The following is a 26149-nucleotide window of genomic DNA, read 5'->3' as shown; positions in this document are numbered from 1 at the left end:
CACACCGTCCTCACGGGCAGTCGGAAAGGTGCTCGGCAGTCTAGGAGGCGGGCCACTGTCGGTGTACGCCGGTAGAGTGACGGATCGTGACAGCGCGACCCTTGAACGAACTGGTGGAGCCCGGCTGGGCGGAGGCCCTGAGCCCCGTCGCGGAGCGTGTCGCCGCGATGGGCGACTTCCTGCGGGCGGAGATCGCCGCCGGCCGGACGTACCTGCCCTCGGGGCAGAACGTGCTGCGGGCCTTCCAGCAGCCCTTCGACGAGGTGCGGGTCCTGATCGTGGGTCAGGACCCCTATCCGACACCGGGGATGGCGATGGGGCTGAGCTTCTCGGTCGCGCCCGAGATCCGTCCGCTTCCCGGCAGCCTGGAGAACATCTTCCGGGAGCTGAACACCGACCTCGGCCTGCCCCGGCCGTCGAACGGCGACCTGACGCCGTGGACCCGCCAGGGCGTCCTGCTCCTCAACAGGGCGCTGACCACGGCCCCGCGCAAGCCCGCCGCCCACCGCGGCAAGGGCTGGGAAGAGGTGACGGAGCAGGCCATCCGCGCGCTGGCCGCCCGTGGCAAGCCCCTGGTGTCGATCCTCTGGGGCCGCGACGCCCGCAACGCCCGCCCGCTCCTCGGCGATCTGCCGGCGATCGAGTCGGCGCATCCGTCCCCGATGTCCGCCGACCGCGGCTTCTTCGGCTCGCGCCCCTTCAGCAGGGCGAACGAGATGCTCCTCGGCATGGGTGCCCAGCCGGTCGACTGGCGCCTGCCGTAGACGCGGAGGGGTGCCGGACAGGCCGGCGCCCCCGTCAACGGGTCAGAAGGAGACGTTCCGGTCGACCCCGCCACACCGAACCTGAGTCTCCGTCAGATCACCGCCGCCCGCACGCACAGCACGTCCGGCAGGTGCTCCGCGAGGAGCTGCCAGCTGTCCCCGTCGTCGGCGCTCGCGTACACCTCGCCGTTCCGGTTGCCGAAGTAGACGCCCGCCGGGTCCGCGTCGTCCGTGCACAGCGCGTCCCGCAGCACCGTGCCGTAGTGGTCGCCCTCGGGCAGCCCGCGGGACAGCGGCTCCCAGGTGGCCCCGGCGTCCGTCGTGCGGTAGACGCGGCAGCGGCGGCCCGCCGGCACCCGGTCGGAGTCCGCGGTGATCGGGAAGACGTAGGCGGTGTCGGGGCGGTGCGGGTGCGCGGCGACCGCGAACCCGAAGTCGGAGGGGAGGCCCGAGCCGATGTCGGACCAGCTCGCGCCCGCGTCGTCGCTGCGGAAGACCCCCCAGTGGTTCTGGAGGTAGAGGCGGTCCTTGTCGCCCGCGTCCTGGGCGATCTTGTGGACGCACTGACCGAACTCGGGGTTCGGGTCGGGCAGGAAGACGGCGGACACCCCTTGGTTGGAGGGCGCCCACGCCGCCCCGCCGTCCCGCGAGCGGAACACGCCCGCGGTCGACACCGCGACCGTCAGCGCCTCCGGGTCGCGCGGGTCGGTGACGACCGTGTGCACCGCCTCGCCGCCTCCGCCGGGCACCCACTTCGAGCGCGTCGGGTGCTCCCAGAGCGGGCGGACGAACTCGAAGGACTCGCCGCCGTCCGCCGACCGGAAGAGCGCGGCCGGCTCGGTCCCCGCGTACACGACGTCGGGGGAGTGCTCCGGGGCCGGGTGCAGCTGCCAGACGCGCTCCAGGGAGGCCCCCGTGTCCTCGGGGAACTTCACCGCGGGCCGGGCCGGCTCGGTCCAGCTCCGGCCGAGGTCGTCGGAGTGGAAGACGGAGGGGCCCCAATGGGCGCTGTCCCCGCCCGCGAGCAGGCGCGGGGTCGGCCGCCGGGTGTCGATGGCGACCGAGTACACCGCCTGCGCGGGGAAGCCGGGATCGTCGAACTCCCATCGTCCGTCGTGCCTCCGGCCGATGAAGAGGCCCTTGCGGGTGCCTACGGTGAGGAGTACGTCGGGCATGGCTGCCACCTCCAGGGACGCCGTTGTCACTGATACGGGCCAGTCTGCACCCGGCCACTGACAACGACCCCCGGAGACACTCCCGGCCGGCCGTGCCGTCAGATAGCCCAGGCGTACTGCGACGGGGCGGGGGTCCGCGCGCCCAGCTCGCGGGCGGCGCGGCGCGGCCAGGAGGCGTCGCGCAGCAGCTCCCGGCCGAGGAGGACCGCGTCGGCCTCGCCGTTGGCGAGGATCTTCTCGGCCTGCCCGCTCTCGGTGATCAGGCCGACGGCGGCGACGGGCAGCCCGGTCTCCGCCTTGACGCGGGCGGCGAAGGGCACCTGGTAGCCGGGGCCCACCGGGATCTTCGCCGGTCCGCCGTTGCCGCCGCTGGAGACGTCGAGGAGGTCGACGCCGTGCTCGCGCAGGAGGGCGGCGAACCGCACGGTCTCGTCGACGGTCCAGCCCTGCTCCTCCAGCCAGTCGGTGGCGGAGATCCGGAAGAGGAGGGGCAGCTCCTCGGGCCAGACGGCCCGCACGGCGTCGACGACCTCCAGGGCGAGGCGGGTCCGGTTCTCGAACGAGCCGCCGTAGGCGTCCGTGCGGTGGTTGCTGTGCGGGGAGAGGAACTCGCCGATGAGGTAGCCGTGCGCGCCGTGCACCTCCAGGACCTCGAAGCCGGCCTCCAGGGCGCGCCGGGCGGCGTCCGCGAACTGCCCGGTGATCTCCCGGATCCGCTCCGCGGTCAGTTCGGTCGGTACGGGGTAGCCCTCGGCGAACTCGACCGGGCTGGGTCCGACGGGCTGCCAGCCCTCGCGGTCGACCGGACCGCGGCCCTCCCAGGGGCGGTTGGTCGAGGCCTTGCGGCCGGCGTGACCGATCTGGATGCCGGGCACGGTGCCGTGTTCCTTGAGGAATCCGGCGATCCGCCGCAGTCCTTCGGTCTGGGCGTCGTTCCAGAGGCCGAGGTCCGCCGGGCTGATGCGGCCCTCGGGGGCGACGGCGGTCGCCTCGACGAGGATCAGTCCGGCGCCGCCGGTGGCTCGGGCCGCGTAGTGGGCGAAGTGCCAGTCGCCAGCGACGCCCGCGTTCGGTCCGCTCGTCTCCGCCGAGTACTGGCACATGGGCGCCATCCAGACCCGGTTGGGCACGGTGACGGAACGCAGGGTGTACGGCTCGAACAGGGCGACGCTCATGACGGACTCCGTTTCGGGATGCCTCGAAGGTGCTCGTACGATAGGCATCGTAGTACGGCACCTGTCAAACTACGAGAGTCCTCGTACAATGGGTCGCATCCCGGATGAAGTGGAGCCGCCGCCATGACGACCACCACCAGCCCGCGCGTCCTCGAACACCCCACGCGCGACCAGATCCGCCTCGAAGAGGTGCTGCACGCCCTCGCGGACGCCGTGCGCCTGCGGATCGTGCGGGACATGGCGCGCGAGGGCACCGAACTGAGCTGCTCGTACTTCGACCTCCCGGTGACCAAGTCCACGACCACGCACCACTTCCGGGTGCTCCGCGAGAGCGGCGTCATCCGGCAGATGTACCGGGGCACCGCCAAGCTCAACTGCCTGCGCAGGACGGACCTCGACGCCCTCTTCCCCGGCCTCCTCGACTCCGTCCTGTCAGCCGCCGGCGCCCAGGCCGGGCGCGAGGCGGGGGCGGAGACGGACTGACGCCCGCCCCTACAGCGAGCGCATCCGGTTGATCTCCGAGGTCTGCTGGGCGATGACGTCGTTCGCCATCTCCTCCACGAGGACGTTGTTCCCCTCGCTCAGCACCTCGGCGGCCATGGTCACGGCCCCCTCGTGGTGCGTGATCATGAGCTTGAGGAACAGCTCGTCGAAGGCCGTCCCCTTCGCGTTCCTCAGCTCCTTCAGCTGGTCCTCGGTCGCCATGCCCGGCATCGAGTGATGGTCGTGGGCGCCCTGTTGGCGCGGACCGCCGTTGTTTTTCAGCCAACCTTCCATCGCGTCGATCTCCGGCCCCTGCGCCGCCGCGATCCGCTCGGCGAGCTTCTTCACCTTCGGGGAGGACGCCCGCCCCGGGGCCAGTTCCGTCATCGTCAGGGCCTGCCGGTGGTGCGCGATCATCATCTGCGCGTAGCGGAAGTCCGCGCCGTTCGGGCTCTCGTCGGGGAGCAGCCGGGCGGCCTCCTCGGGGGATATCCGCCGGGCCGGTTCACCGGGCTTCCCCGGTGCCACCACCGCGGGCCCCGTCGAGGCCCCGGCCCGCGGCGTGTCCTTGTCGGGCCCCGACTCGCAGGCTCCCAGGGCGAGTACGGCGACGGCGGACAGGGCCACGGCGACGACGGCACGCTGACGGCGGATCAACAACGCGACCTCCAGGTGTTCTTGCGGGGACAGTGACCGTTCCTAGCACTTTTCTCGGGGGGACCGATCAAAAACCTTCATTACGTCTGTGTTGCCATCTGTTGAGATGTGCACGCCACGGAAGATACTGCCGGGGTCCCACCCCCGTTCACAGCCGAACGGATACCCAGGAGGACGGAGTGACTTCGTTGCGTACCCCGCGTACCACGTCCGACACGCGCGACCCGCGTGCCCGGTTCAGACGCCTGGGTGTGGCATCCGCCGCCGCAGGGCTGCTGGCCACACTGCTCGCGGCAGTCCCCGCGGCCGCCACCCCCGACCCCGGGGACGCCGGCCCCGAACAGGCCACCGTCTCCTCGCAGCAGGCGGCCGAGGCGCGCTCCGCCATCCAGAGCGGCGACATACCCGGCGTGGACGAGATCGTCCACAGCCAGAACATCGAGCACCTGGCGAACGTCCCCAAGGACGCCCTCAAGGGCCTCAACTCGGACCTCGCGTTCCAGGGCAAGTACGCCTTCGCCGGCAACTACGACGGCTTCCGGATCTTCGACATCAGCGACCCGAAGGCCCCGAAGACCGTCGCGCAGGTCCTCTGCCCCGGTTCCCAGAACGACATCTCCGTCTCCGGGAACCTCGTCTTCCTCTCCACCGACTCCTCCCGGAGCGACAACTCGTGCGCCAGCACGACGCAGCCCGCCTCGGTCAAGGAATCCTGGGAGGGCATGAAGATCTTCGACATCAGCGACATCACCAACCCGAGGTACGTCGCGGCCGTCGAGACCTCCTGCGGTTCGCACACCCACACGCTGGTGCCGAAGCGCAAGGACGTCTACATCTACGTCTCCTCGTACTCGCCCAACGCGGCCTTCCCGGACTGCCAGCCCCCGCACGACGGCATCTCGGTCATCAAGGTGCCCCGCAAGGCGCCCGAGCAGGCGGCGGTCGTCAACTTCCCCGTCCTCTTCCCGGGCGACGGCCCGGACGGCGGCGGCAACCCCGGCGCGCCCACCAACCCGGGCGTCTCCAAGACCACCGGCTGCCACGACATCACCGTGCTGCCGGAGAAGGACCTCGCGGCCGGCGCCTGCATGGGTGACGGCATCCTCTTCGACATCGAGGACCCCGAGCACCCGCGCGTGATCGACCGGGTCCAGGACAACGTCAACTTCGCGTTCTGGCACTCCGCGACCTTCAACCAGAAGGCGAACAAGGTCGTCTTCACCGACGAGCTCGGCGGCGGCGGCGCCGCCACCTGCAACGCCGAGGTCGGCCCGAACCGGGGCGCCGACGGCATCTACGACATCGTCGGCAAGGGCGACAAGCGCAAGCTCGTCTTCCGCAGCTACTTCAAGATCCCGCGCCACCAGGCCGACACCGAGAACTGCGTCGCCCACAACGGCTCGCTGATCCCCGTCAAGGGCAAGGACCTCATGGTCCAGGCCTGGTACCAGGGCGGCGTCTCCGTCTGGGACTTCACCGACTCCTCCGCCCCGAAGGAGATCGGCTACTTCGAGCGCGGCCCGCTGTCCGCCACCACCATGGCGACCGGCGGCTCGTGGTCCGCGTACTACTACAACGGCTACATCTACTCGAACGACATCGCGAAGGGCTTCGACGTCCTGAAGCTCTCCGACCGTCGTACGGACCCGGCGAAGCGGATCCGGATGGACGAGCTCAACGTCCAGACCCAGCCGGACTACTTCGACTTCGACGACTGACCGGCACCGTGACGGCCGGATGACGGCCTGAGCGCCGGCGCGCCGTCGGGCGGACCCCCGTCCGGCGGCGCGCCCGCCTCCCAGTCGAGCCCGTACCGGAGGAACAGCTCCGACCGCAGGCGTGCCAGCGGCATCGGGGCCCCCGGCAGCAGTACCGCCACCACCGCGCCCATGAGCAGCGCGCGCAGCAGCGGGTAGTCCTTGTCCACGTCCGCGGAGCCGTACCGCGTGACCGTGTCCCGCAGCAGGAAGGCCAGGCGCTGCTGCTCCTGGCACTGCACGAACCCCTCGGCCTGCAGTATGCCCGCCATGTGGGTTCGCATCAGGGTGGGCCGCGTCACCGCGAGCCCCAGGATCGCGTCGATCGCGCGGGCCAGCCGCTCGCGGCCGTCCTCCGTGCGCGGCTCGCGCTCCAGCGCCTCCTCCAGGGTGAGGTGCATCAGCCGGTGCACCGCCGCCTGGAGCAGCTGCCGCTTTCCGGGGAAGTAGTACGAGATCAGCCCCCGCGCCGTACCGGCCCGCTCCGCGATGTCACCGAGAGTGGTCGCCTCGTAGCCGTGGGCGTCGATCAGCTCCACGGTGGCCTGGAGAATCCGCTCGCGCGACCGGCGCCGAAGCTCTTCATTGACCGATGGGCTACGCGGGGACATGCTGGACTCCTGCGTTGACTGGCTGCCGGCCAATATACTCGGCGCATCCCGTCGGCATGCCCGTGTGGCATACCGCCGGGGATGCCGTCTGTTCTGGGCGACACGGGGGATCGTCCAGAACAGGCGGCTTCATCGTGTTTCTCCCATTCTGCTCCCGCTGCTCCCCGCCTCGCCGGTGTCGTCTCCGGGGGCCGTCCGGGCCGCTCGGCGCCGCTCGCTCCACCGGTACGTGAGCACCGCGGCGGCCACACAGCACCAGCCGAGCAGCCAGCCCTCGACGACGTCCGAGGGCCAGTGCACCCCCAGGTAGACCCGCGTCCAGCCGACCCCGAGCACCGAGACGGCGCCGGCACCGGCCAGGGTGCCCCAGCCGTGCCACCCGTCCCGCCAGCGCACGGCGAGCACCCAGAGCAGCAGCCCGCAGGTGACCGCCGCCGTCATCGCGTGCCCCGAGGGGAAGGCGGCGTACCGCGCCGAGTCCACCGGGTCGGTCCACTGCGGCCGCTCCCGCCCCACCAGCGACTTGAGGGCCTGCTGGAGCCCGACGGCCAGCAGGCTCGTCCCGGCCACCCACAGGGCCGCCCGCCGCTCCCGCCGCCACCACAGCAGCACCGCGGTGACGGCGGCCAGGGCACGCATCGTCCACGGGTCCCACACCCAGTCGCTGAGGACCCGGTTGACATGGGTGAATCCGGGGTGGGCGAGGGCACTGCGGTGGAGCGCCTCGGCGACCGACCGGTCGAAGGAGAGCAGCGGCGACCATCCCACGGCGACGAGCACGAGCAGCAGAACGGCCAGGACTCCGGAGACCACGACGGAGGAGCGCATGCGCCGATCCTGCCCGACGATCAGCCCCGCGCGGTCGTCCGCACGGCCGGCGCGCGTCGCCGTCCGGGCCCCGTCCGCCGTGCGTGCCGTCACCCGCCGCCGCTAACCCAGCGCCCTGAGCGCGGGCACGAAGGCCACGAGCACGGGGACCACGGGCACCAGCGACGCGGCAGCCGTCAGCCGGAGCCGGCGCCCGGCGGTGAGCCGGGGCGCCGCGGTCAGCAGCCGGTTCACCCGCTGCGGCAGATCGGCGGTGGGGCCCGGCCCGGGGCCGAACACTCCCCGGTCCTCGTTCAGTTCGACCAGCGCGAGCGCGATCGTCAGCCGTCCGAAGCGGCGCGAGGCCACGTCGTCGGCGGCCAGCTCCACCAGGCGGTGCATCTCCTCGCGGAAGGCGGCGAAGACCGGGATCCCCGGGAACCCGGCGGCCAGCGCCCCCGACCAGTGCAGCAGCCAGTCGTGCCGCGCCCGGGCGTGTCCCTGCTCGTGCGCCAGGACCGCGTCCAGCTGACGCCCCTTCAACCGCCGCAGCGCCGCCGTCGTGATGACCAGCTGGGGCGCGGAACCAGCCATCCACCAGGCGTCCGACCGCTCGCCCTCCAGGACCACGAGCCGCTCGCTGCCCGGCCGCTCACCGGGCAGCAGGGGCGCGCGGACCAGCAGATCGCAGCGGCGCTGCCTGCGCCGGGCGCGGGCCCGGCCGATCTCCCGGCCCAGCATCGCCCCGGACCAGAGCCCGCCGGCCGCGAGGACCACCGCGAGCACCGCTGACCAGGGGCCGGACGTGCCCAGTTCGTACGCGTCGACCACCGCGCGCGGCGCGCCCGCGAAGACCTGCCCGCGCACGGCCTGCCAGGCCGTGGACGCGCTGAACGTCATGGAGAGGGCGAAGCTCAGCAGCACGGCCGCGACCACGCACTGCCACACCCACAGGGCCACCACGGGTTCTCGCTCGACCCAGTCCGCCCGGGACAGCAGCCGGGGGGCCGCGAGGGCGGTCAGGACGCCGAGCAGGAACAGCGCGAGGGAGACCCACATGGCGTCAGCCTATGAGCGCGGTACTCGCCGGGGGTATGGCCTCGTACGGCAAGTGACGTACGCCACGGTTTGGTTGGCCGGAAGGCGCCGCCGCGGGGCCGGATCCCATGAGGGCCCAACGGGCCGGGGCGGCAACGGACTCACAGGGTCACGAGCATCGCCAGCATGGCGAGCGCCATCGAGAGCCGGCAGGCGAGCGCCAGCTCCGGCCGGCTGGCCCAGGCGCGACCGGAAGGCGCCGGGCCGATGGGCCCGGTCCCGCCGGCGGTCGCCGCCACCGGCACCAGCCGCGTCCCCGAGCGCAGCACGTACACCGCGTAATAGAGGAGGAGCCCGCCGGTGAGCACGGGTATGCCGCCCGTCGTCCCCGCCGTGTGCCCCGTGTGCGCCCCCGCCGCGCCGGGCGCCGCCATCGCCACCGCCATGTAGACCATGGCGAGCGAGCCGATCAGGTGGTGCAGATGGTGACCGCCGCGCCGGACCGCCAGGAGGCCGTGCAGCGTCGCCGCGCCGAACACCGCCGCGTACACCGCCCAGCCCCACTCCGGCGGGGTCAGGACCGCGGCGGGCAGCGCCATGGACGCCATCCCGAAGGCCATCACCGCCTCGCCGCCCGCGGCCCGCCGGTCCTCACCCTCGCAGACGCGCATCCGCAGCAGGCAGTACGCGCCCGTCGCCGCGCACAGCGCGACCATCAGCCAGCCGGACAGAGCCGGTCCGTGCACGGCACACCTCCCCCTCGACGCCGTCCCCTCCGGGGACGAATGCCCGCCTCCCGGGAGTCGCACGCGGGCGCACGGGCGCGCACAGGTGTACGAGGGGGAGTGAAAGGCGCGCGCGTTAGGCTCGGGACGATCGCGCACGCCGATCGTCAGCGCCCGAGGGGAGCCCCGTACATGGACACCGCCACGTCCCAGGAGACCGGCCGGATCAGCTACCGAGAAGGGGTCCTGGACGACGTCCCGGCCCTCGTCCCGCTCGTCGAGTCGGCCTACCGCGGGGACGCCAGCCGGGGCGGCTGGACCACGGAGGCGGATCTCCTCCAGGGGCAGCGCACCGACCCCGAGGGCGTGGCCGCGGTCATCACCGCCCCCGACAGCCGGCTCCTGGTCGTCGAGCGCGACGGGGAGCTCGTCGCCTGCTGCCAGCTGGAGCACCGGGGCGAGGCCGCCTACTTCGGCATGTTCGCGGTCCGCCCCGAACTGCAGGGCGCGGGTCTGGGCAAGCAGATCATCGCGGAGGCCGAGCGCCGGGTGCGCGAGCTGTGGGGCGCGCGCGAGATGCACATGACGGTCATCTCCGTGCGCGAGGAGCTGATCGCCTGGTACGAGCGGCGCGGCTACCGGCGCACGGGCCGGACGACCCCCTTCCCGTACGGCGACGAGCGCTTCGGGCTGCCCCAGCGCGACGATCTGGAGTTCGAGCTGCTGATCAAGCCGCTGAGCTGATCCGCACGGCGGAAGAGTGGCCTCAGCCCTGACGGACAGGAAAAACTTCTGCCGTCAGGGGGGTCGCACAGGATAATTTCTCTTGGCTCCCCTTGTGGGAACGAAGCGTCAATGGTTACGTTGTCTTGACGCGAGGTTCTCCTGTGGAGGAAGAGGCATGACGGAAATTCTTGTGCAGGACGTGACCGGTGGGGGGATATCCACCGACGCCCGTGTGATCGACCACCCGGCCTGGGCCGAGCTCAAGAATGCCGTGGAGGAGATCCGTCCCTGGCAGAGCGCGGACGGTTCCATCGACTTCGAGGCCGAGGGCGCTCCCGCCCGCGCGCTCGTCGAGCTGACCGTGGACCGCCTGGTCGCGGCCGTCGAGCAGCTCTCCCCGCTCGTCCCGCACGACGGCGCCTACCACCGCGCCCTCGTCGCGGACCTGCGCAAGTGGGTCGAGAGCGGCTTCACCGTGCCGGACTTCCTGGACTCCCTCATGGAGTTCCACCCGGCCGCCGGCCGTGCCGACGGGCTCCAGCACCTCGTGCTCTTCCCGATGTACACGCAGAACGGCAACCTGGACCGCAACTTCGAGGCCGTCGTGCTCCGCATGGTCTGGCCGGAGTGGCTCTCCGAGCTGGAGCGCACCCGCTACGACAACCCGGGCTTCTGCGGCATCACCTTCGAGGACTTCACCGCCGGGTACGACACCAACTCGGCCGTCCTCTTCCCGGAGACCGTCGCCGTCCGCGAGGTCCCCGAGCGCTTCACCTGGGGCGGCATCTTCTGCGACCGCGAGGCCGCGCGCTTCCGCAAGGTCACCGAGGCCGCGGTCGACACCCTCGGTGTCGAGCTGCCCGAGGACATCGCCGTCATGCTCGGCGACCAGGAGCGCTGCCAGCAGGCCTTCGCGCTCTGGGACCTGGTCCACGACCGTGCCCACAGCCGCGGCGACCTGCCCTTCGACCCGTTCATGATCAAGCAGCGCCAGCCCTTCTGGATGTACGGCCTGGAGGAGCTCCGCTGCGACCTCACCGCCTTCAAGGAGGCCGTGAAGCTGGAGGCCGAGGGCAACGGCCACGGCCGTGACGTGCAGTACGCGGTCCTCTTCGACCGGATGTTCCGCTTCCCGCTCACCGGTGACCGCACCCGCAACTACGACGGTCTGGGCGGCCAGCTCCTCTTCGCGTACCTCCACAAGAACGACGTGGTGCGCTGGACGGACAACATCCTCACGATCGACTGGGAGCGGGCCCCCGAGGTCACCAACCGCCTCTGCTCCGAGATCGAGACCCTCTACCGCGAGGGCATCGACCGCCCGAAGCTGGTCCACTGGTTCAAGGCGTACGAGTTCGTCTCCGCCTACCTCGCCCCGCACCCGGGATCGAAGTGGGCCAAGGGTCCCGACGCCCTCGACCTGTCCCTCCCGCCGCGCAAGCTCGTCGACGACGTGCTTCCGGACGAGTTTCCGCTCAGCATGTTCTTTGAGGCCCTCGCCAAGAAGCTGAAGGGCGTGATCGCCGACACCAAGGGGATCACCGCCGCCGACGTCCCGAGCACCGAGCGGGTCGCCGCGTGAGCGACCTCACCGAGCACACCGAGGAGGCGCCCATGATCGCCAACGGAAACGGCGGGCCGCTCGACGGCGCCGTCATCGCGGTCGCCGGTGCGGCCGGCCCCGCGGGCCGCGCCACGCTGCTGCGTCTCGCCGAGGCCGGCGCGACGGTCGTCGCGTCCGACGCCGACCCCGCGCGCCTCGCGGAGGCCGTCGACGCCGCCCGCTACGCGCACGGCGGAGCCAAGGTCGTCGGCGACACCGTCGACCTCCTCGACCTGGACGCCACGCGCGACTGGGCCTCGAAGACCGAGAAGGAGTTCGGCCGGATCGACGGCCTGGTCCACCTCGTCGGCGGCTGGCGCGGCGCCCCCTCCTTCACGGAGAGCGATCTCGCGGACTGGGACTTCCTGGAGAAGCTCCTGATCCGTACCGTCCAGCACACCTCGCTCGCCTTCCACGACGGGCTGCTGCGCGCCGGCGGGCGCGGCCGGTACGCCCTGATCAGCCAGTCCGGCGCGCACAAGCCGGTCGCCAACAACGCCGCGTACAACGCCGGCAAGGCGGCCGCCGAGGCCTGGACCCTCGCCATGGCGGACTCGTTCCGCAAGCTGGGGGGCGAAGAGGGCCCGCAGGCGGCGGCTGCGATCCTGGTGATCAAGGCATTGGTGCACGACGCGATGCGCGCCGAACGCCCCAACGCGAAGTTCGCGGGCTTCACCGACGTGAAGGACCTGGCCGAGGAGATCGCCGGGCTCTGGGACAAGCCCGCCCAGGAAGTGAATGGACAGCGTCTGTGGCTGACCCCCAAGCCGTGACCGCGGCACTCGGCCCCAGGACCGACGCACGTCGTCACCACGACCCGTCGGTCCGGGGCTTCGCCAGCGACAACTACGCCGGCGCCCACCCCGAGGTCCTCGCGGCCCTCGCCCTCGCCAACGAAGGCCACCAGGTCGCCTACGGCGAGGACCAGTACACCGAGCACCTCCAGCGGATCATGCACAGCCACTTCGGCCCCACCGCCGAAGCGTTCCCGGTCTTCAACGGGACCGGGGCGAACGTGACCGCCCTCCAGGCGCTCACCGACCGCTGGGGCGCCGTCATCTGCGCCGAGACCGCCCACATCAACGTGGACGAGGGCGGCGCGCCGGAGCGGATGGGCGGCCTCAAGCTGCTCACCGTCCCGACCCCGGACGGCAAGCTCACCCCCGAGCTGATCGACCGGCAGGCCTGGGGCTGGGAGGACGAGCACCGGGCCATGCCCCAGGTCGTCTCGATCACCCAGAACACGGAGCTCGGCACCGTCTACACGGTGGAGGAGATCCGCGCGATCGTCGAGCACGCCCACGCCAAGGGCATGAAGGTGCACCTCGACGGGGCCCGCATAGCCAACGCGGCCGCCTCGCTCGACGTGCCGATGCGCGCCTTCACCAACGCGGTCGGCGTGGACGTGATCTCGTACGGCGGGACGAAGAACGGCATGCTCTTCGGCGAGGCCGTCGTCGTCCTCAACCCCGACGCGGTCAGCCACATGAAGCACCTGCGCAAGCTGTCCATGCAGCTCGCCTCGAAGATGCGCTTCGTGTCGGTGCAGCTGGAGGCCCTCCTCGCGAAGGACCTGTGGCTGCGCAACGCCCGCCACGCGAACGCGATGGCCCAGCGCCTCGCCGCCGGGGTGCGCGAGCTCGACGGGGTGGAGATCCTCTACCCGGTGCAGGCCAACGCGGTCTTCGCCCGCCTCCCGCACGAGGTGAGCCGACGCCTGCAGGAACGGTTCCGCTTCTACTTCTGGGACGAGGCCGCCGGCGATGTCCGCTGGATGTGCGCCTTCGACACCAAGGAGGACGACGTGGACGCCTTCCTCCAGGCCCTGAAGGAAGAGCTGGCCCGCTAGCAGCGAGTGCATGAATATACGGCCGGACGGAAAGTCATTGACTCCGTCCGGCCGTCTTCGTAGGGTCATCCCGCATGGAGCTGATTCAGCAGAATCCCGATATCCAGGCATACCTTGCGTCGAGCGAGACCGTCGACCACGAGCACCCGCTCGTCAGGGAGGTGTCCGACCGCCTCGCCGACGATCATCCCGACGCATACTCATACGCCGAAGCGGCCTATGCGTTCGTACGCGACACCATCCCGCACTCCATGGACTCCGGCGATCTCCGCGTCACCTGGCGCGCCTCCGACGTCCTGGAGACGCGCACCGGCATCTGCTACGCCAAGTCCCTCGCGTACGCCGCGCTCCTGCGGGCCCGCGGCATCCCCGCCGCCCTCTGCTACCAGCGGCTCACCGAGGACGACGGCTCGGACCCGGTGGTCCACGGCCTCGTCGCCGTCCTGCTGCCCGGCGAGCGCGCCTGGGCCCGCCAGGACGTGCGGGGGAACAAGCCGGGCGTCGACGCCCGGTTCTCGACGGCGGAGGAGCGGCCGGCCTGGACCGTACGGCCGGAGCTCGGCGAACTGGACTATCCGGAGCTGTACGCCGAGCCGCACCCGGTCGTCCTGGGCGCGCTCAAGGCCGCTCCGGACCGCCCCACCCTCGACAGGACTCTGCCGACGGAGCTCTGACGGCCGGGGCGGCCGGGAGAAACGGTTCCGTCAGCCGGCTTCCTTGACCTGGGCCGGCGTCGGAGCCGTACCGCCGAGGTGCGCGGGCACCCACCAGGTGTCGCTCGCGTCCTTCGGACGGACCGGGTAGGCACGCTGCGCGGCCTCCAGGAGCTCCTGGCAGCGCTCGCGCAGCCGCCGGGTGATCGCGCCCGCGTACTGGTCGGCGGGGGCCTCGACGGGCTCGCCCACGCGGATCGTGACCGGGATGTGGCTGCGCTTGAAGTTCCGGGGCCGGCCCTTCGTCCACAGTCGCTGGGTGCCCCACAGCGCCATCGGGATCAGCGGGACGCCCGCCTCCTGCGCCAGGCGCGCCGCACCCGTCTTGAAGCTCTTCAGCGTGAAGGACTGGGAGATGGTCGCCTCGGGGAAGACGCCGATGATCTCGCCGGCCCGCAGCGACTCCAGGGCGTGCTGGTAGGCGTGCTCGCCCTGGGAGCGGTCCACCGGGATGTGCTTCATGCCGCGCATGAGCGGTCCCGAGACCTTGTGCCGGAAGACGGAGTCCTTCGCCATGAAGCGCACGAGGCGCTTCTGCGGCAGGGCCGCGAGACCGGTGAAGATGAAGTCCAGATAGCTGATGTGGTTGCTCACGAGCACCGCGCCGCCGGTCCGGGGGATGTGCTCGGAACCCTGCGTGTCGATCTTCAGGTCGAGCGCCTTGAACAGGGTCAGTGCGGCGCCGATGACCGGTCGATAGACGAGTTCTGCCATCGGAGAGGAACCTCTTCTTCATGTGCCCGGAGCGGGTTCTCCCGGCGAAGTTACGCGGCCGTAGGTTTTCGGCTTTGGGCAGATCGTGCCCCATGTGGGGCCCCGTGACCAGTCCAGACGGCTTCGTACAGGGAGATTCTCGTCACTCGCGGTGGCCATGGCGGGAATCGATCGGTGACGTGCGACGCTGCACCTGAGGAACGGGCGAGCGAAGGGGAGAGGGATGACCGAGGTCCTGGGGCCGGAGGTGCTCGGCGCCGCGCTGGGGGAGAGGGCCACCCTCGTCCAGTTCTCGACCGCCTTCTGCCAGCCCTGCCGGGCCACCCGCCGCACCCTCGCCGAGGTGGCCGCGATGGTGCCGGGTGTGGGGCACGTGGAGATCGACGCCGAGGAGCGGCTCGACCTGGTCCGCGAGCTCGGCATCGCCCGTACCCCCACCGTCCTCGTCCTCGACGCCGTGGGGCGCGTCGTCCGCAGGGCCGCCGGACAACCCCGCAGGGCGGACGTCATCGCGGCCCTGGGCCAAGCGGTCTGACGCCGTGACCGCGTCGTGCGGCGGTCCGTCCGGCGCTGTGACCGTGTCCTGCGCCGGTCCGTCCGACGTCGTGACCGTGTCCTGGGCCGGTCCGTCTGACGCCGTGACCGTGTCCTGGGCCGGTCCGTCTGACGCCGTGACACTTCTCCCACATCCCGGTACGCACTTGACTGCACCGTCCACGGATCGTCACCCTGACGGAGTGCCCATAGAACTCCTTCTCTACGGCCGGGCCCACGTGGATCTGGCCCGCAACGCGAGCGCGCGCTGTCCGGGTGTCTGACCACCCCAGGACCCCTCTCATGACGCCGCCCTCGCAGAAGGACAACTCCATGACGGTTTCGCCGGACCTCCAGCTCAGTACGATTCCCTCGATCGGCGCACCCCGGCAGGCCTCTCCCGATCTGCTCCGCTCCGTCTTCCGCCGCCACGCGGCCGGTGTCGCGGTCATCACCGCGCACGGCGAGCGACCCGTCGGCTTCACCGCCACCTCGCTCAACTCCGTCGCCGCCGAACCCCCGCTGATCTCCTTCGGGGTGGGCACGACCTCCTCCAGCTGGCCGGTGGTCTCCGAGGCCGAGTTCATCGGCGTGCACATACTCGGCGAGCACCAGCAGGAGCTCGCGGCCACCTTCGCGCGCAGCGGCGCCGACCGCTTCGGCGAGGGCACCCGCTGGAGCGTCGGCCCCGAGGGCGTGCCCGTGCTCGACGGCGTCCTCGCCTGGCTGGTGTGCCGCGTGGTGGCCCGGGTGCCCGCCGGCGACCACCGGATCGTCATCGCCCAGGCGGTCGCCGGGGACCCGGACGGGGCGGGCCGGCCGCTCCTCTACCACCACGGCCGCTTCAACGCGTTGCGCGACTGAGAGTTCCCGTACGCGCCGCTCTCCGCGCGTTGGCAAGGTCACATGCCTGAGCGCTTGCTCACTGGTAACGGACTGGGTGTACTGACGAGTAATATTTCGGTCGGGGCGTCCGGCGCCCCGACCGGAAACCCGCCCTTCAGGCGCCTATGCTGCGAGCAACAAGGCAGCCCAGTTATGACGATGCAGTAGGAGAGCCGGCGTGAGCTTGAGGATCGTTGTCTGTGTGAAGTACGTGCCCGACGCCACCGGCGACCGGCACTTCGCCGATGACCTGACCGTCGACCGCGACGACGTCGACGGCCTTCTGTCGGAGCTCGACGAGTACGCCGTCGAGCAGGCGCTGCAGATCGCCGACGAGGCCGACGACGCCGAGGTCACCGTGCTCACGGTCGGCCCCGAGGACGCCAAGGACGCGCTGCGCAAGGCGCTGTCCATGGGTGCCGACAAGGCCGTCCACGTCGAGGACGACGACCTGCACGGCACCGACGTCATGGGCACCTCGCTGGTGCTGGCGAAGGCGATCGAGAAGGTCGGCTACGACGTCGTCATCGCCGGCATGGCCTCCACCGACGGCACCATGGGTGTCCTCCCCGCGATCCTCGCCGAGCGTCTGGGCGTCCCGCAGGTCACCCTGCTCTCCGAGGTCAAGATCGAGGACGGCGTCGTGACGGGCCGCCGTGACGGCGACACCGCCTCCGAGCAGCTGGAGGCCCGGCTTCCGGCCGTCGTCTCCGTGACGGACCAGTCGGGCGAGGCCCGCTACCCGTCCTTCAAGGGCATCATGGCCGCCAAGAAGAAGCCGGTCGAGGCCCTGGAGCTGGACGACCTGGACATCGACGCGGACGAGGTCGGCCTCGCCGGCGCGTGGACCGCGGTCGACTCCGCCGCCGAGCGTCCGGCCCGCACCGCCGGCACGATCGTCAAGGACGAGGGCGAGGGCGGCAAGCAGCTTGCCGAGTTCCTCGCGAGCCAGAAGTTCATCTAGCCGCTGGGCTCGCGTGAGCCGCTGAAGTCCGCCCCCTTTTCGTTCGCAGGAGATTGAAGTCCCATGGCTGAGATTCTCGTCTACGTCGACCACGTCGACGGAGCCGTCCGCAAGCCCACCCTGGAGCTGCTGACCCTCGCCCGCCGCCTGGGCGACCCGGTCGCCGTCGCGCTGGGCAACGGTGCCGCCGACACCGCCGCCGCGCTCGCCGAGCACGGCGCGGTGAAGGTCCTCACGGCCGACGCCCCCGAGTTCGCCGAGTACCTCGTCGTCCCGAAGGTCGAGGCCCTCCAGGCCGCGTACGAGGCTGTCTCCCCGGCCGCCGTGCTCGTCCCCTCCTCCGCCGAGAACAAGGAGATCGCCGCCCGCCTCGCGGTGCGCATCGGCTCCGGCATCATCACGGACGCCGTGGACCTGGAGGCCGGTGACGAGGGCCCGGTCGCGACGCAGTCCGCGTTCGCCGCCTCCTTCACCACCAAGTCCCGTGTCTCCAAGGGCACTCCGGTCATCACGGTCAAGCCGAACTCGGCCCCGGTCGAGGCCGCCCCGGCCGCCGGCGCCGTCGAGGCCCTCTCCGTCTCCTTCTCGGAGAAGGCCCACGGCACCAAGGTCACCTCCCGCACCCCCCGCGAGTCGACCGGCCGCCCCGAGCTGACCGAGGCCGCGATCGTGGTCTCCGGTGGCCGCGGCGTCAACGGCGCCGAGAACTTCGCGATCATCGAGGCGCTCGCCGACTCCCTCGGCGCGGCCGTCGGCGCCTCCCGCGCCGCCGTCGACGCCGGCTGGTACCCGCACTCCAACCAGGTCGGCCAGACCGGCAAGTCGGTCTCGCCGCAGCTGTACATCGCCTCCGGCATCTCCGGCGCGATCCAGCACCGCGCGGGCATGCAGACCTCGAAGACCATCGTCGCCATCAACAAGGACGCCGAGGCCCCGATCTTCGACCTCGTCGACTACGGCGTCGTCGGCGACCTCTTCGACGTCGTCCCGCAGCTCACCGAAGAGGTCAAGACCCGCAAGGGCTGATGACCTGCGGTTCTGTCGGTCCCGGGGGCCGCACGGCGATCATTCGCCGTGCGGCCCCCGGCCGTTTCGGACAACCATTGACTCAGGTCCCGACGGCCTACTAACTTCGCTATACGGATTGTTGATTCCGTGCAGCGGAAAACAGGAGGATGCAGGATGGGTCAGCAGGAGAAGGTGTCGACGAGCCTCGCGGGCGCGGTCAGCGAGGGCATCAGCGCCTCCCTCGCAGCGGTGGACGCCGAGCTGGACCGCCGCTACCCGGGAGACCCCGGCACTCGCCAGCCCGTCCACACCGTCTACGTCCCCGGCAACGTCTTCGACGCCGGCACCATCCGCTCCTGGGGCGACCAGGCCCTCGCCGCGCTCGACGAGCACGCCCCCGACGCCGCCTCCTTCGCCGCCGTCCTCGGCCTCTCCGACGACCTCGCCGAGGACGTCTACGGCCGCGTACGCGCCAAGCTGGAGCGCGAGCCCATCGAGGACCTCCGCGTCGACTTCGAGGACGGCTACACCGGCCAGGACGAGGACCAGGACGCGGCCCGCGCCGCCCGCCTGATCTCCGAGGCGTACGCGAACGGCACCGCGGCCCCGTACATGGGCATCCGGATGAAGTGCATGGAGTCCGCCGTACGCGACCGAGGCATCCGCACCACCGACGTCTTCCTCACCGGCCTCCTGGAGAACGGCGGCCTGCCCGACGGCCTGGTCCTGACCCTCCCCAAGGTCACCTACCCCGAGCAGGTCTCCGCCTTCGTCCGCCTCCTGGAGGCCTTCGAGAAGGCCCACGGCCTCGACGCGGGCCGCCTCGGCTTCGAGATCCAGATCGAGACCAGCCAGTCCATCCTCGCCACCGACGGCACCGCCGCCGTGGCCCGCATGATCGGCGCCGCCGAGGGCCGCGCCACCGGACTGCACTACGGCACCTTCGACTACAGCGCCTGCCTCGGCGTCTCCGCCGCCTACCAGGCCAGCGACCACCCGGCCGCCGACCACGCCAAGGCGATCATGCAGGTCGCCGCCGCCGGCACCGGCGTCCGCGTCTCCGACGGCTCCACCAACGTCCTGCCCGTCGGCTCCACCGAGCACGTCCACGAGGCCTGGCGCCTGCACTACGGCCTCACCCGCCGCGCCCTCGCCCGCGCCTACTACCAGGGCTGGGACATGCACCCCGGCCACATCCCCACCCGCTACGCCGCCGTCTTCGCCTTCTACCGCGAGGGCTTCGAGGCCGCCGCCAAGCGCCTCTCCGCCTACGCCAACCACGCCGGCGGCGACGTCATGGACGAGCCCGCCACCGCCAAGGCGCTCAGCTCCTACCTGCTCCGCGGCATCGACTGCGGCGCCCTCGACACCGCCGAGGTCGACGCCCTCACCGGCATGAACCGCACCGCCCTCGACCGCTTCGCCGCCCCGCGCCGAGGCGACCTCACGGCCTCCGCCGAGTAACCGGCCGCCCACAGCGGGTCGACCGCCGCCCCGTACTCTGTACGCGTCCAACGCAGTCACAGGGAACGGGGCATCGGTGTCATCGGGGGATTACGAGCGGCTCGCCGGCCGCTACAGAGCGGTGCGGCAACTCGGGCGCGGCGGCATGGGCGTCGTCTGGCGCGCGGTCGACGAGGTCCTCGGCCGCGAGGTGGCCGTCAAGGAACTGCGCACCTACAACGACGCGGCGGGACCCGAACTGGAGGACCTGCGGCTGCGGATGCAGCGCGAGGCGCGGGCAGCGGCCCGGGTGCGGCATCCCGGAGTCATCGCCGTCCACGACGTGACCGAGCACGAGGGCCGGCCGGTCATCGTCATGGAGCTCATCGACGGCCCCTCCCTCGACGGCGTCCTCGCCGAACGGGGCACCCTCGACCCCCGGGAGGCGGCGCAGATCGGCGCCGCCGTCCTGGAAGCGCTGGCTGCCGCGCACGACGTGGGTGTGCTCCACCGCGACGTGAAGCCCGGCAACGTCCTCCTCGACCGCGGGGGCCGGGTCGTCCTCACCGACTTCGGCATCGCCACGATGGACGACCCCGGCGACGGCTCCGCCACCCACCTGACGCGCAGCGGAGAGATCGTCGGCTCGCTCGACTACCTGGCGCCCGAGCGCGCCCAGGGGCAGCAGCCGGGACCCGCCTCGGACGTCTGGGCGCTCGGCGCCACCCTGTACGCGGCCGTCGAGGGCGCATCCCCGTTCCGCCGCACCTCCACCTGGCAGACGCTGAACGCCATCGTGGTGGAACCCCTGCCGGCCCCGCGCCGCGCCGGCCCCCTCGCCCCGGTCCTGGCCCGGCTCCTCGACAAGGATCCGACCCGGCGCCCGGACGCCCGGACGGCCGCTCGCCTGTTGACCGCGGTCGCGGAGGGACGGGACGCGACGGCGTCGGGCTTGGAGGGCGTGGAGGGCTTGGAGGGCGCGGGGGGCGTGGCGCCGGGCGGACCGGCCGGGGCGCCCGCCGCCGCCCCGTGGCCCGGCGGCCCCGACACGCCGGCCCCTGGTGCCTCGCATCTGTGGGCGCCGACCGAGCACGACGCCCTACCGCACCGCCCCGAGGGTTTCGGACCGGTCGTGCCGCCGGCCGCGGGGCCGGCCATGGGCGTGCCCGGCCCGGCCGGCCCCGGTGGCCCGGTACCGGTGTCCGGGATGCCGTACGGGCCCGCGGCGCACAGCGCCGGTGCAGCGCCGACCCGGCGCTCCGCCACGCGCGGGCGGCCCGGGCGGAGCCGCTCGGGCGTCCTGGTCGCCGCGGCGGTCGCCGCCGTCCTGCTGGTCGGCGGCGGCGTCACGTACGCCCTGGTCGGCCGGGACGGCGGCCCGGAGCAGGGGCAGTTGGCCGACGGGCAGTCGCCGACGAGCCCGGGCGCCGACCCCGGCCGGGTCCTCGACCCGGGAACGCCCGGGTCGGGAGCGGCCGCCACCAAGAGCCCGTCCACGTCCGCGAAGCCCTCCGAGGGGGACACGAAGAAGCCGTCCTCCGCGAGCCCGACCCGGTCCTCGTCCCGGTCGTCGTCCTCGTCTCCGTCCTCGCCCTCGTCCTCGTCGCCGTCCCCCGCGAGGACCACCAAGGCGCCGGTACCGGGCGGCAGTACCGGCGGAACGTCCGGCGGCGGCTCGAGCACGACGGGCGGCGGCGGTACGTCCCCGACCCCCGCGTCCGGCGGCTGCACGCCCAGCGGCGGCGGGAAGTACGACTGCGAGGTGTGGCGCACCGAGAAGACGTACCGTCACGACGGCGGCGAGATGGGCGTCCTGAACGCCGGCACGAACTACTTCTACTGCCAGGTCGACCTGGGCCGCCGCGAGACATACGGCGAGTGGACCAACATCTGGTGGGCCAGGACCGACGACGACAGCGGCAACACCAACGTGTACTTCAGCGTCGTCTACCTCAAGGGCGGTGACAACGACCAGCCCGTGCCGGGCCTCCCGGTCTGCTGACCCCGCCGTACGGCTCGCCCGTAGCCGTGGTCCCGGATCGTCACGCGGCCTTCCGGGGGCGGGACCGCCCGGGGTGCGGGCGGGGGCGCGGAGTCCGGCGCGGCCGCACGAGGCCGGGCCGGGCGTCAGTCCTCGGCCGGCGGGATCTCGCCCGAGCCGCGGGCGATGAGGCGGGTGGTCAGGACCACCGTGGCCGGCGGCTCGTCCGCGCCCTCCAGGCGCCGGAAGAGTCGTTCCGCCGCCGTCCGGCCGAGCGCGGCGGCGTCCTGGGCGACGACCGTGATGGCCAGCAGATCGGCGAGCTCGATGTCGTCGAAGCCGACGAGGGCGACAGGGCGTCCACGGCCGGCGAGGACCCGTACGGCGGTGACCGTCACCCGGTTGTTGCCCGCGAACAGCGCCGTCACCGCCCCCGGCCCGGAGAGCATGGCCTCGGCGGCCTCCGCCACCCGCTCCGGATCGGTCGGGCCGAGCGACACCCACGCGTCGGTCACGTCGAGGCCCGCGTCCTCCATCGCCGCCCGGTAGCCGCGCAGCCGCTCCTTCGCCGTGTGGATACCGGGCCGGTCGCCGATGAAGCCGATCCGCCGGTGGCCGTGTGCGATGAGATGCGCCACCCCGGCCCGCGCGCCGCCGAAGCTGTCCGAGAGGACGACGTCCGCGTCGATCCCGCCCGCGGGGCGGTCGACGAACACGGTGGCGACGCCCGCCCGGATCTCCGGCTCCAGATAGCGGTGGTCGCTGCCCGACGGGATGATGATCAGTCCGTCCACGCGCCGTGCGCAGAGCGCGAGCGCCAACTCCTGCTCCCGGTCCGGGTCCTCGGCGCTGGAACCGTTGAACAGCAGGGCCCCGTGCGCCCGCGCGACCTCCTCGACCGCCCGGCTGAGCGGCCCGTAGAAGGGGTCGGCGAGATCCTCCAGGACCAGCCCGACGGTCGCCGTCCTGCCCTTGCGCAGGACCCGGGCGCTGTCGTTGCGGCGGAAGCCGAGGGCCTCGATGGCCTCGCGCACCCGGTGCTCGGTGTCCGGAGTGACGCCCGGTTCGCCGTTGACGACCCGGGACACCGTCTTGAGGCCGACGCCCGCCCGGGCGGCGACGTCCTTCATCGTGGGCCGATTGCCGTAGCGGGGCTCGGTGCGGCGGGCGATGTCGGCCACGGTCTGTGGTTCCTCCGAAGCGTGTCGAGCGAGGAGTGTCGAGTCGATCTCGGTTCGAGCATAGGCCCTGGACAACGTTGTCATCACTGGGAGACTGTACGGAACGACTTTCCGTTCCCGTCACCGGCTGGAGACTTCGCGCCCATGGACACCGACCCCGCCACGGGCCTCGTCGCCGCTCTCGACATCGGAGGCACCAAGATCGCCGGCGCCCTGGTCGACGGGGAGGGGCGCGTCCGCGTCCGGGCCCAGCGACCCACGCCCGCGCGTGAGGACGGCGAGACCGTGATGGCGGCGGTCGAGGCGGTGCTCGCCGACCTCGCCGCCGACCGGCTGTGGGAGTCCGCCGGGGCCGTCGGCATCGGCAGCGCGGGCCCCGTCGACGCCTCCCGGGGGACCGTCAGCCCGGTGAACGTGCCCGGCTGGCGCGACTACCCACTCGTCGAACGGGTCCGCCGGGCCACGGGCGGCCGGCCGGTCACCCTCGTCGGCGACGGCGTGGCCATGACCGCCGCCGAGCACTGGCTCGGGGCCGCCCGAGGGCACGCCAACGCCCTGTGCCTCGTGGTCTCCACGGGCGTCGGCGGCGGCCTGGTCCTCGACGGCCGGGTCCACCCCGGACCCACCGGCAACGCCGGTCACATCGGCCACATCCCGGTGGACCTCGACGGCGAGCCCTGCGCGTGCGGCGGGCGCGGCTGCGTCGAGCGCATCGCCAGCGGCCCGCACCTCGCCCGTCGCGCCCTGGAGAACGGCTGGCGGCCGGGGCCGGACGGCGACGTCTCCGCCGCCGCCGTGGCCGCCGCCGCGCGCGCCGGGGACCCGATCGCCGTCGCCTCGTTCGAGCGCGCGGCCCAGGCGCTCGCGGCGGGCATCGCCGCCACCGCCGCTCTCGTCGAGATCGACATCGCGGTCGTCGGCGGCGGGGTGGCGGGCGCCGGCGAGGTCCTCTTCGCCCCGCTCCGGCGCAGCCTCCGCACCTACGCCACGCTCTCCTTCGTCCGGAACCTGACGGTCGTCCCCGCCGTCACGGGCACGGACGCGGGACTCCTCGGCGCGGCGGCGGCGGGCGGGGGAGCCTGGGCGAGCTCCGCTTCCTGACGCCGGCGCCCGTCACTCCTCCCGTACCCGCTCCGGCGCCCTCTGCTCGACGATCACCAGGAACGTGTCGGACTCCAGGTCCATCACCACCCGGGCCGGCAACCCCTCCTCGCGCCGCGCGCCGGCGAACTCCTCCGCCGGCCAGCTGCCCCGCGGGCCGCCGGCCGGAAAGCGTTCGAGAACCGTACGACTCATCTCCGCACCCCCTCGTGCTCGCCGTTCTCAACGACGGCCGCCCGGAAGTGTCACGCACACGCTGAGACATGTGTTCGTGGTTTCCGTGGCAGGGTGTTGCGGGCAAGCCACTGGGGGCTATCGAAGAGGGGGAAGACGTGATCGTCTGGATCAACGGTACGTTCGGCGCGGGAAAGTCCAGCACCGCGCGCGAGCTGGTCGATCTGATCCCGAACAGCACCCTGTACGACCCCGAGCTCACCGGCGGGGGGCTGCGCCGGCTCCTCCCGGCCAAGCGGCTGGCCGAGGTCGAGGACTACCAGGACCTGCCGATCTGGCGCCGTCTGGTCGTCGACACGGCCGCCGCCCTGCTCGCCGAGGTCGGCGGCGTCCTCGTGGTCCCGATGACCCTGCTCCGCCAGGAGTACCGGGACGAGATCTTCGGCGGGCTCGCCGCCCGCCGCATCGACGTGCGCCATGTGCTGCTCGCCCCGGAGGAAACGATCCTGCGGGCCCGGATCGACGGTCGCTCCGAGTACGGGGACCCCGAGGTCGACGCACGCGTCCGGGAGTGGTGCCACCAGCACCTGCCCCCGTACCGCGCCGCCCTCGACTGGCTCGCCGCCGACGCGTACACGCTCGACACCTCGGCACTCACCGCGGCCGAGGCCGCCCGGGCCGTCGCCGACGCGGTCCGGGCCGGGCGGGCCGCGCCGTGCGGCATCGTCCAGACGCCCGAGCCGACCGGTGAGACCCTCGCCGCCGGCGTCCTGCTCTTCGACGAGCAGGACCGCTTCCTGCTCGTCGACCCCACCTACAAGCCGGGCTGGGAGTTCCCCGGCGGGGTCGTCGAGCCCGGCGAACCCCCGGCCCGGGCCGGCATGCGCGAGGTGGCCGAGGAGGTCGGCCTCGAACTCGACGCCGTGCCCCGGCTGTTGCTCGTCGACTGGGAACGCCCGAAGCCCCCCGGCTACGGAGGGCTGCGCCTCCTCTTCGACGGCGGCACCCTCCGTACCGCCGACATCGAGCGTCTCCACCTCCCCGGCGCCGAACTGCGCGGGTGGCGCTTCGTCACCGAGGAGGAGGCCGCGGACCTGCTGCCCCCGGTCCGCTACCGCCGCCTCCGCTGGGCGCTGCGCGCCCGCGAACGCGGCACGGTCCTCAACCTGGAGGCGGGGGCCCCGGTGGGCTGACACCCAGCGGGCCCCGCTGCTCTGAAGACCCCCGGGGTCCGGTTGGCTGAGGACCCCAGGGCCCGGTGGGCTGAGATCTCACGGGGCCCCGGTGGGCTGGGACCCCACGGGCCCGGTGGGTCGAACTCCTACGGCTGGGCCGTCGCCGCGGCGGCCGTCAGCCGGGCCGCCGTGTCCGTGGTCACCGGTGCCCCGTGCCCGCAGCACAGCACCGAAGGGGCGAGCTTCGCGAGCGCCCGCATCGAGTCCAGGGCGAGGGCGCGGTCGACGTGCAGGACGCCGAACATCACGTCCGGCACCGAGGCCACCGTGTCCCCGGTGAACAGCACGCCGTGGCGCGGGAGATGGACGGCGATGGAGCCGGGGGTGTGACCGGGCGCGTGGACCACCACGGCACCGTCGCCGAAGCCGAGCTCCTCGCCGTCCTCGACCTCCCGGTCGACCCGCGTCGGCGGCGCCTCCGGGGAGGTCAGGCCGTGCTCGAAGATCGGGACCTCCCAGTCCAGGACGTCCGGTTCCGGGACCGGGGCCTCGCCCCGGATCATCGGCGCGTCGAGCCGGTGCGCGAGGATCTCGGCCCCGTGCCGGTCCGCCAGCTCCTGGGCCGAGCCCACGTGGTCCCGGTGGCAGTGGGTCAGTACGATCCGCCGCAGCCGGTGCGGATCCAGGCCGGCCGACCGTATCGCCGCCGCCGTCCCGTCCGCCGTACCGGCCCAGCCGGCGTCGATCAGGGTCAGTTCCTCCTCGTCCTGCCACAGGTACGCCTGACCGATGGAGAAGTCGAGGAGATGCAGCCGCGGGGTGATCCTGGTGAGTTCGATGGATGCCATACGGCGAACCTACGCATCCGCGCAGGTCCGCCGTACGCTTCTACGCTCTCGGCGAGCT

General features: G+C 72.4%; 27 protein-coding genes. 16 read left to right on the top strand and 11 right to left on the bottom strand.

Annotated features, from left to right (window positions below; translation table 11 throughout):
• The first annotated feature begins 86 nt into the window (after nucleotides 1-86).
• Complete coding sequence (locus ACN9M0_RS03650) at nucleotides 87-764, top strand: uracil-DNA glycosylase (protein ID WP_366035415.1); 678 nt, start codon at nucleotides 87-89, stop codon at nucleotides 762-764.
• A gap of 92 nt (nucleotides 765-856) precedes the next feature.
• On the opposite strand, the gene ACN9M0_RS03645 is transcribed toward ACN9M0_RS03650, so the two are convergent.
• Complete coding sequence (locus tag ACN9M0_RS03645) at nucleotides 857-1939, bottom strand: WD40/YVTN/BNR-like repeat-containing protein (RefSeq protein WP_399695619.1); 1083 nt, start codon at nucleotides 1937-1939, stop codon at nucleotides 857-859.
• A gap of 98 nt (nucleotides 1940-2037) precedes the next feature.
• On the bottom strand, nucleotides 2038-3114 hold the full coding sequence (locus ACN9M0_RS03640; RefSeq protein ID WP_399695617.1) for an NADH:flavin oxidoreductase/NADH oxidase: 1077 nt from the start codon (nucleotides 3112-3114) through the stop codon (nucleotides 2038-2040).
• 123 nt (nucleotides 3115-3237) lie between these two features.
• On the opposite strand from ACN9M0_RS03640, the gene ACN9M0_RS03635 reads away from it, so the two are divergent.
• A complete protein-coding gene (locus ACN9M0_RS03635; RefSeq protein ID WP_366035412.1) occupies nucleotides 3238-3597 on the top strand; it encodes an ArsR/SmtB family transcription factor in 360 nt (119 codons plus the stop codon).
• A gap of 9 nt (nucleotides 3598-3606) precedes the next feature.
• Here ACN9M0_RS03635 and ACN9M0_RS03630 read toward each other — a convergent pair whose 3' ends face one another.
• Nucleotides 3607-4257 (bottom strand): DUF305 domain-containing protein, encoded by a 651-nt coding sequence (locus ACN9M0_RS03630; protein WP_399695615.1) that lies wholly within the window; start codon nucleotides 4255-4257, stop codon nucleotides 3607-3609.
• A gap of 176 nt (nucleotides 4258-4433) precedes the next feature.
• Between ACN9M0_RS03630 and ACN9M0_RS03625 the strand changes: the two genes are divergently transcribed.
• Nucleotides 4434-5972 (top strand): LVIVD repeat-containing protein, encoded by a 1539-nt coding sequence (locus ACN9M0_RS03625; protein WP_366035410.1) that lies wholly within the window; start codon nucleotides 4434-4436, stop codon nucleotides 5970-5972.
• Here ACN9M0_RS03625 and ACN9M0_RS03620 read toward each other — a convergent pair.
• From ACN9M0_RS03620 to ACN9M0_RS03605, 4 genes are all read right to left on the bottom strand, one after another.
• On the bottom strand, nucleotides 5951-6622 hold the full coding sequence (locus ACN9M0_RS03620) for a TetR/AcrR family transcriptional regulator (protein WP_366035409.1): 672 nt from the start codon (nucleotides 6620-6622) through the stop codon (nucleotides 5951-5953). The two genes, ACN9M0_RS03625 and ACN9M0_RS03620, sit on opposite strands and share 22 nt — an antisense overlap.
• Before the next feature lie 129 nt (nucleotides 6623-6751).
• On the bottom strand, nucleotides 6752-7450 hold the full coding sequence (locus ACN9M0_RS03615) for a phosphatase PAP2 family protein (protein ID WP_366035408.1): 699 nt from the start codon (nucleotides 7448-7450) through the stop codon (nucleotides 6752-6754).
• A gap of 102 nt (nucleotides 7451-7552) precedes the next feature.
• Nucleotides 7553-8488, bottom strand: a complete 936-nt coding sequence (locus tag ACN9M0_RS03610; RefSeq protein ID WP_366035407.1) for a M56 family metallopeptidase — start codon at nucleotides 8486-8488, stop codon at nucleotides 7553-7555.
• 140 nt (nucleotides 8489-8628) lie between these two features.
• Nucleotides 8629-9213: a DUF5134 domain-containing protein gene (locus tag ACN9M0_RS03605; RefSeq protein WP_366035406.1), complete on the bottom strand. Its 585-nt coding sequence runs from the start codon at nucleotides 9211-9213 to the stop codon at nucleotides 8629-8631.
• Nucleotides 9214-9384: 171 nt separating this feature from the next.
• Between ACN9M0_RS03605 and ACN9M0_RS03600 the strand changes: the two genes are divergently transcribed.
• From ACN9M0_RS03600 to ACN9M0_RS03580, 5 genes are all read left to right on the top strand, one after another.
• Nucleotides 9385-9936: a GNAT family N-acetyltransferase gene (locus ACN9M0_RS03600; protein WP_366035405.1), complete on the top strand. Its 552-nt coding sequence runs from the start codon at nucleotides 9385-9387 to the stop codon at nucleotides 9934-9936.
• A gap of 157 nt (nucleotides 9937-10093) precedes the next feature.
• Nucleotides 10094-11500 carry a DUF6421 family protein gene (locus tag ACN9M0_RS03595; RefSeq protein WP_366035404.1) on the top strand — a complete coding sequence of 469 codons (1407 nt, stop codon included), beginning with the start codon at nucleotides 10094-10096 and terminating at the stop codon, nucleotides 11498-11500.
• A gap of 32 nt (nucleotides 11501-11532) precedes the next feature.
• Nucleotides 11533-12294, top strand: coding sequence for an SDR family NAD(P)-dependent oxidoreductase (locus ACN9M0_RS03590; RefSeq protein ID WP_399695720.1), 762 nt, complete (start codon nucleotides 11533-11535; stop codon nucleotides 12292-12294).
• Nucleotides 12291-13370: a threonine aldolase family protein gene (locus ACN9M0_RS03585; protein WP_366035403.1), complete on the top strand. Its 1080-nt coding sequence runs from the start codon at nucleotides 12291-12293 to the stop codon at nucleotides 13368-13370. The genes ACN9M0_RS03590 and ACN9M0_RS03585 overlap by 4 nt, the downstream gene beginning before the upstream one ends.
• 74 nt (nucleotides 13371-13444) lie before the next feature.
• Nucleotides 13445-14044 (top strand): transglutaminase family protein, encoded by a 600-nt coding sequence (locus ACN9M0_RS03580; protein WP_399695605.1) that lies wholly within the window; start codon nucleotides 13445-13447, stop codon nucleotides 14042-14044.
• Between the two features lie 30 nt (nucleotides 14045-14074).
• Here ACN9M0_RS03580 and ACN9M0_RS03575 read toward each other — a convergent pair whose 3' ends face one another.
• Nucleotides 14075-14797, bottom strand: coding sequence for a lysophospholipid acyltransferase family protein (locus ACN9M0_RS03575; RefSeq protein WP_366035401.1), 723 nt, complete (start codon nucleotides 14795-14797; stop codon nucleotides 14075-14077).
• Between the two features lie 223 nt (nucleotides 14798-15020).
• Here ACN9M0_RS03575 and ACN9M0_RS03570 point away from each other — a divergent pair, with 223 nt between their 5' ends.
• From ACN9M0_RS03570 to ACN9M0_RS03545, 6 genes are all read left to right on the top strand, one after another.
• On the top strand, nucleotides 15021-15332 hold the full coding sequence (locus ACN9M0_RS03570; RefSeq protein WP_366035400.1) for a TlpA family protein disulfide reductase: 312 nt from the start codon (nucleotides 15021-15023) through the stop codon (nucleotides 15330-15332).
• Between the two features lie 332 nt (nucleotides 15333-15664).
• The gene (locus ACN9M0_RS03565; protein WP_366035399.1) at nucleotides 15665-16195 is read left to right on the top strand and encodes a flavin reductase family protein; all 531 of its coding nucleotides are present in this window, start codon (nucleotides 15665-15667) and stop codon (nucleotides 16193-16195) included.
• 199 nt (nucleotides 16196-16394) lie between these two features.
• Entirely contained in the window at nucleotides 16395-17180 is a 786-nt protein-coding gene (locus ACN9M0_RS03560; RefSeq protein ID WP_366035398.1) for an electron transfer flavoprotein subunit beta/FixA family protein, read from the top strand.
• Nucleotides 17181-17243: 63 nt separating this feature from the next.
• On the top strand, nucleotides 17244-18206 hold the full coding sequence (locus ACN9M0_RS03555) for an electron transfer flavoprotein subunit alpha/FixB family protein (RefSeq protein WP_366035397.1): 963 nt from the start codon (nucleotides 17244-17246) through the stop codon (nucleotides 18204-18206).
• A 156-nt stretch (nucleotides 18207-18362) separates the two neighbouring features.
• The gene (locus ACN9M0_RS03550; RefSeq protein WP_426403094.1) at nucleotides 18363-19652 is read left to right on the top strand and encodes a DUF6986 family protein; all 1290 of its coding nucleotides are present in this window, start codon (nucleotides 18363-18365) and stop codon (nucleotides 19650-19652) included.
• 76 nt (nucleotides 19653-19728) lie between these two features.
• On the top strand, nucleotides 19729-21633 hold the full coding sequence (locus ACN9M0_RS03545) for a serine/threonine-protein kinase (protein WP_426403093.1): 1905 nt from the start codon (nucleotides 19729-19731) through the stop codon (nucleotides 21631-21633).
• A 125-nt stretch (nucleotides 21634-21758) separates the two neighbouring features.
• Here the strand turns inward: ACN9M0_RS03545 and ACN9M0_RS03540 are convergent, their stop codons facing one another.
• Entirely contained in the window at nucleotides 21759-22793 is a 1035-nt protein-coding gene (locus ACN9M0_RS03540) for a LacI family DNA-binding transcriptional regulator (protein ID WP_366035394.1), read from the bottom strand.
• A gap of 144 nt (nucleotides 22794-22937) precedes the next feature.
• On the opposite strand from ACN9M0_RS03540, the gene ACN9M0_RS03535 reads away from it, so the two are divergent.
• Entirely contained in the window at nucleotides 22938-23894 is a 957-nt protein-coding gene (locus tag ACN9M0_RS03535; protein WP_426403092.1) for an ROK family protein, read from the top strand.
• A 12-nt stretch (nucleotides 23895-23906) separates the two neighbouring features.
• Here ACN9M0_RS03535 and ACN9M0_RS03530 read toward each other — a convergent pair whose 3' ends face one another.
• A complete protein-coding gene (locus tag ACN9M0_RS03530; RefSeq protein WP_399695594.1) occupies nucleotides 23907-24089 on the bottom strand; it encodes a hypothetical protein in 183 nt (60 codons plus the stop codon).
• Nucleotides 24090-24226: 137 nt separating this feature from the next.
• Here ACN9M0_RS03530 and ACN9M0_RS03525 point away from each other — a divergent pair, with 137 nt between their 5' ends.
• The gene (locus ACN9M0_RS03525; RefSeq protein WP_399695592.1) at nucleotides 24227-25261 is read left to right on the top strand and encodes an NUDIX hydrolase; all 1035 of its coding nucleotides are present in this window, start codon (nucleotides 24227-24229) and stop codon (nucleotides 25259-25261) included.
• 128 nt (nucleotides 25262-25389) lie between these two features.
• On the opposite strand, the gene ACN9M0_RS03520 is transcribed toward ACN9M0_RS03525, so the two are convergent.
• Nucleotides 25390-26091, bottom strand: a complete 702-nt coding sequence (locus ACN9M0_RS03520; RefSeq protein ID WP_426403091.1) for an MBL fold metallo-hydrolase — start codon at nucleotides 26089-26091, stop codon at nucleotides 25390-25392.
• Nucleotides 26092-26149: the final 58 nt, after the last annotated feature.

It is taken from the genome of Streptomyces sp. R-07, assembly GCF_049913175.1.
In the GTDB taxonomy this organism is placed as follows: domain Bacteria; phylum Actinomycetota; class Actinomycetes; order Streptomycetales; family Streptomycetaceae; genus Streptomyces.
This window is presented reverse-complemented; position numbering and strand designations above follow the sequence as displayed.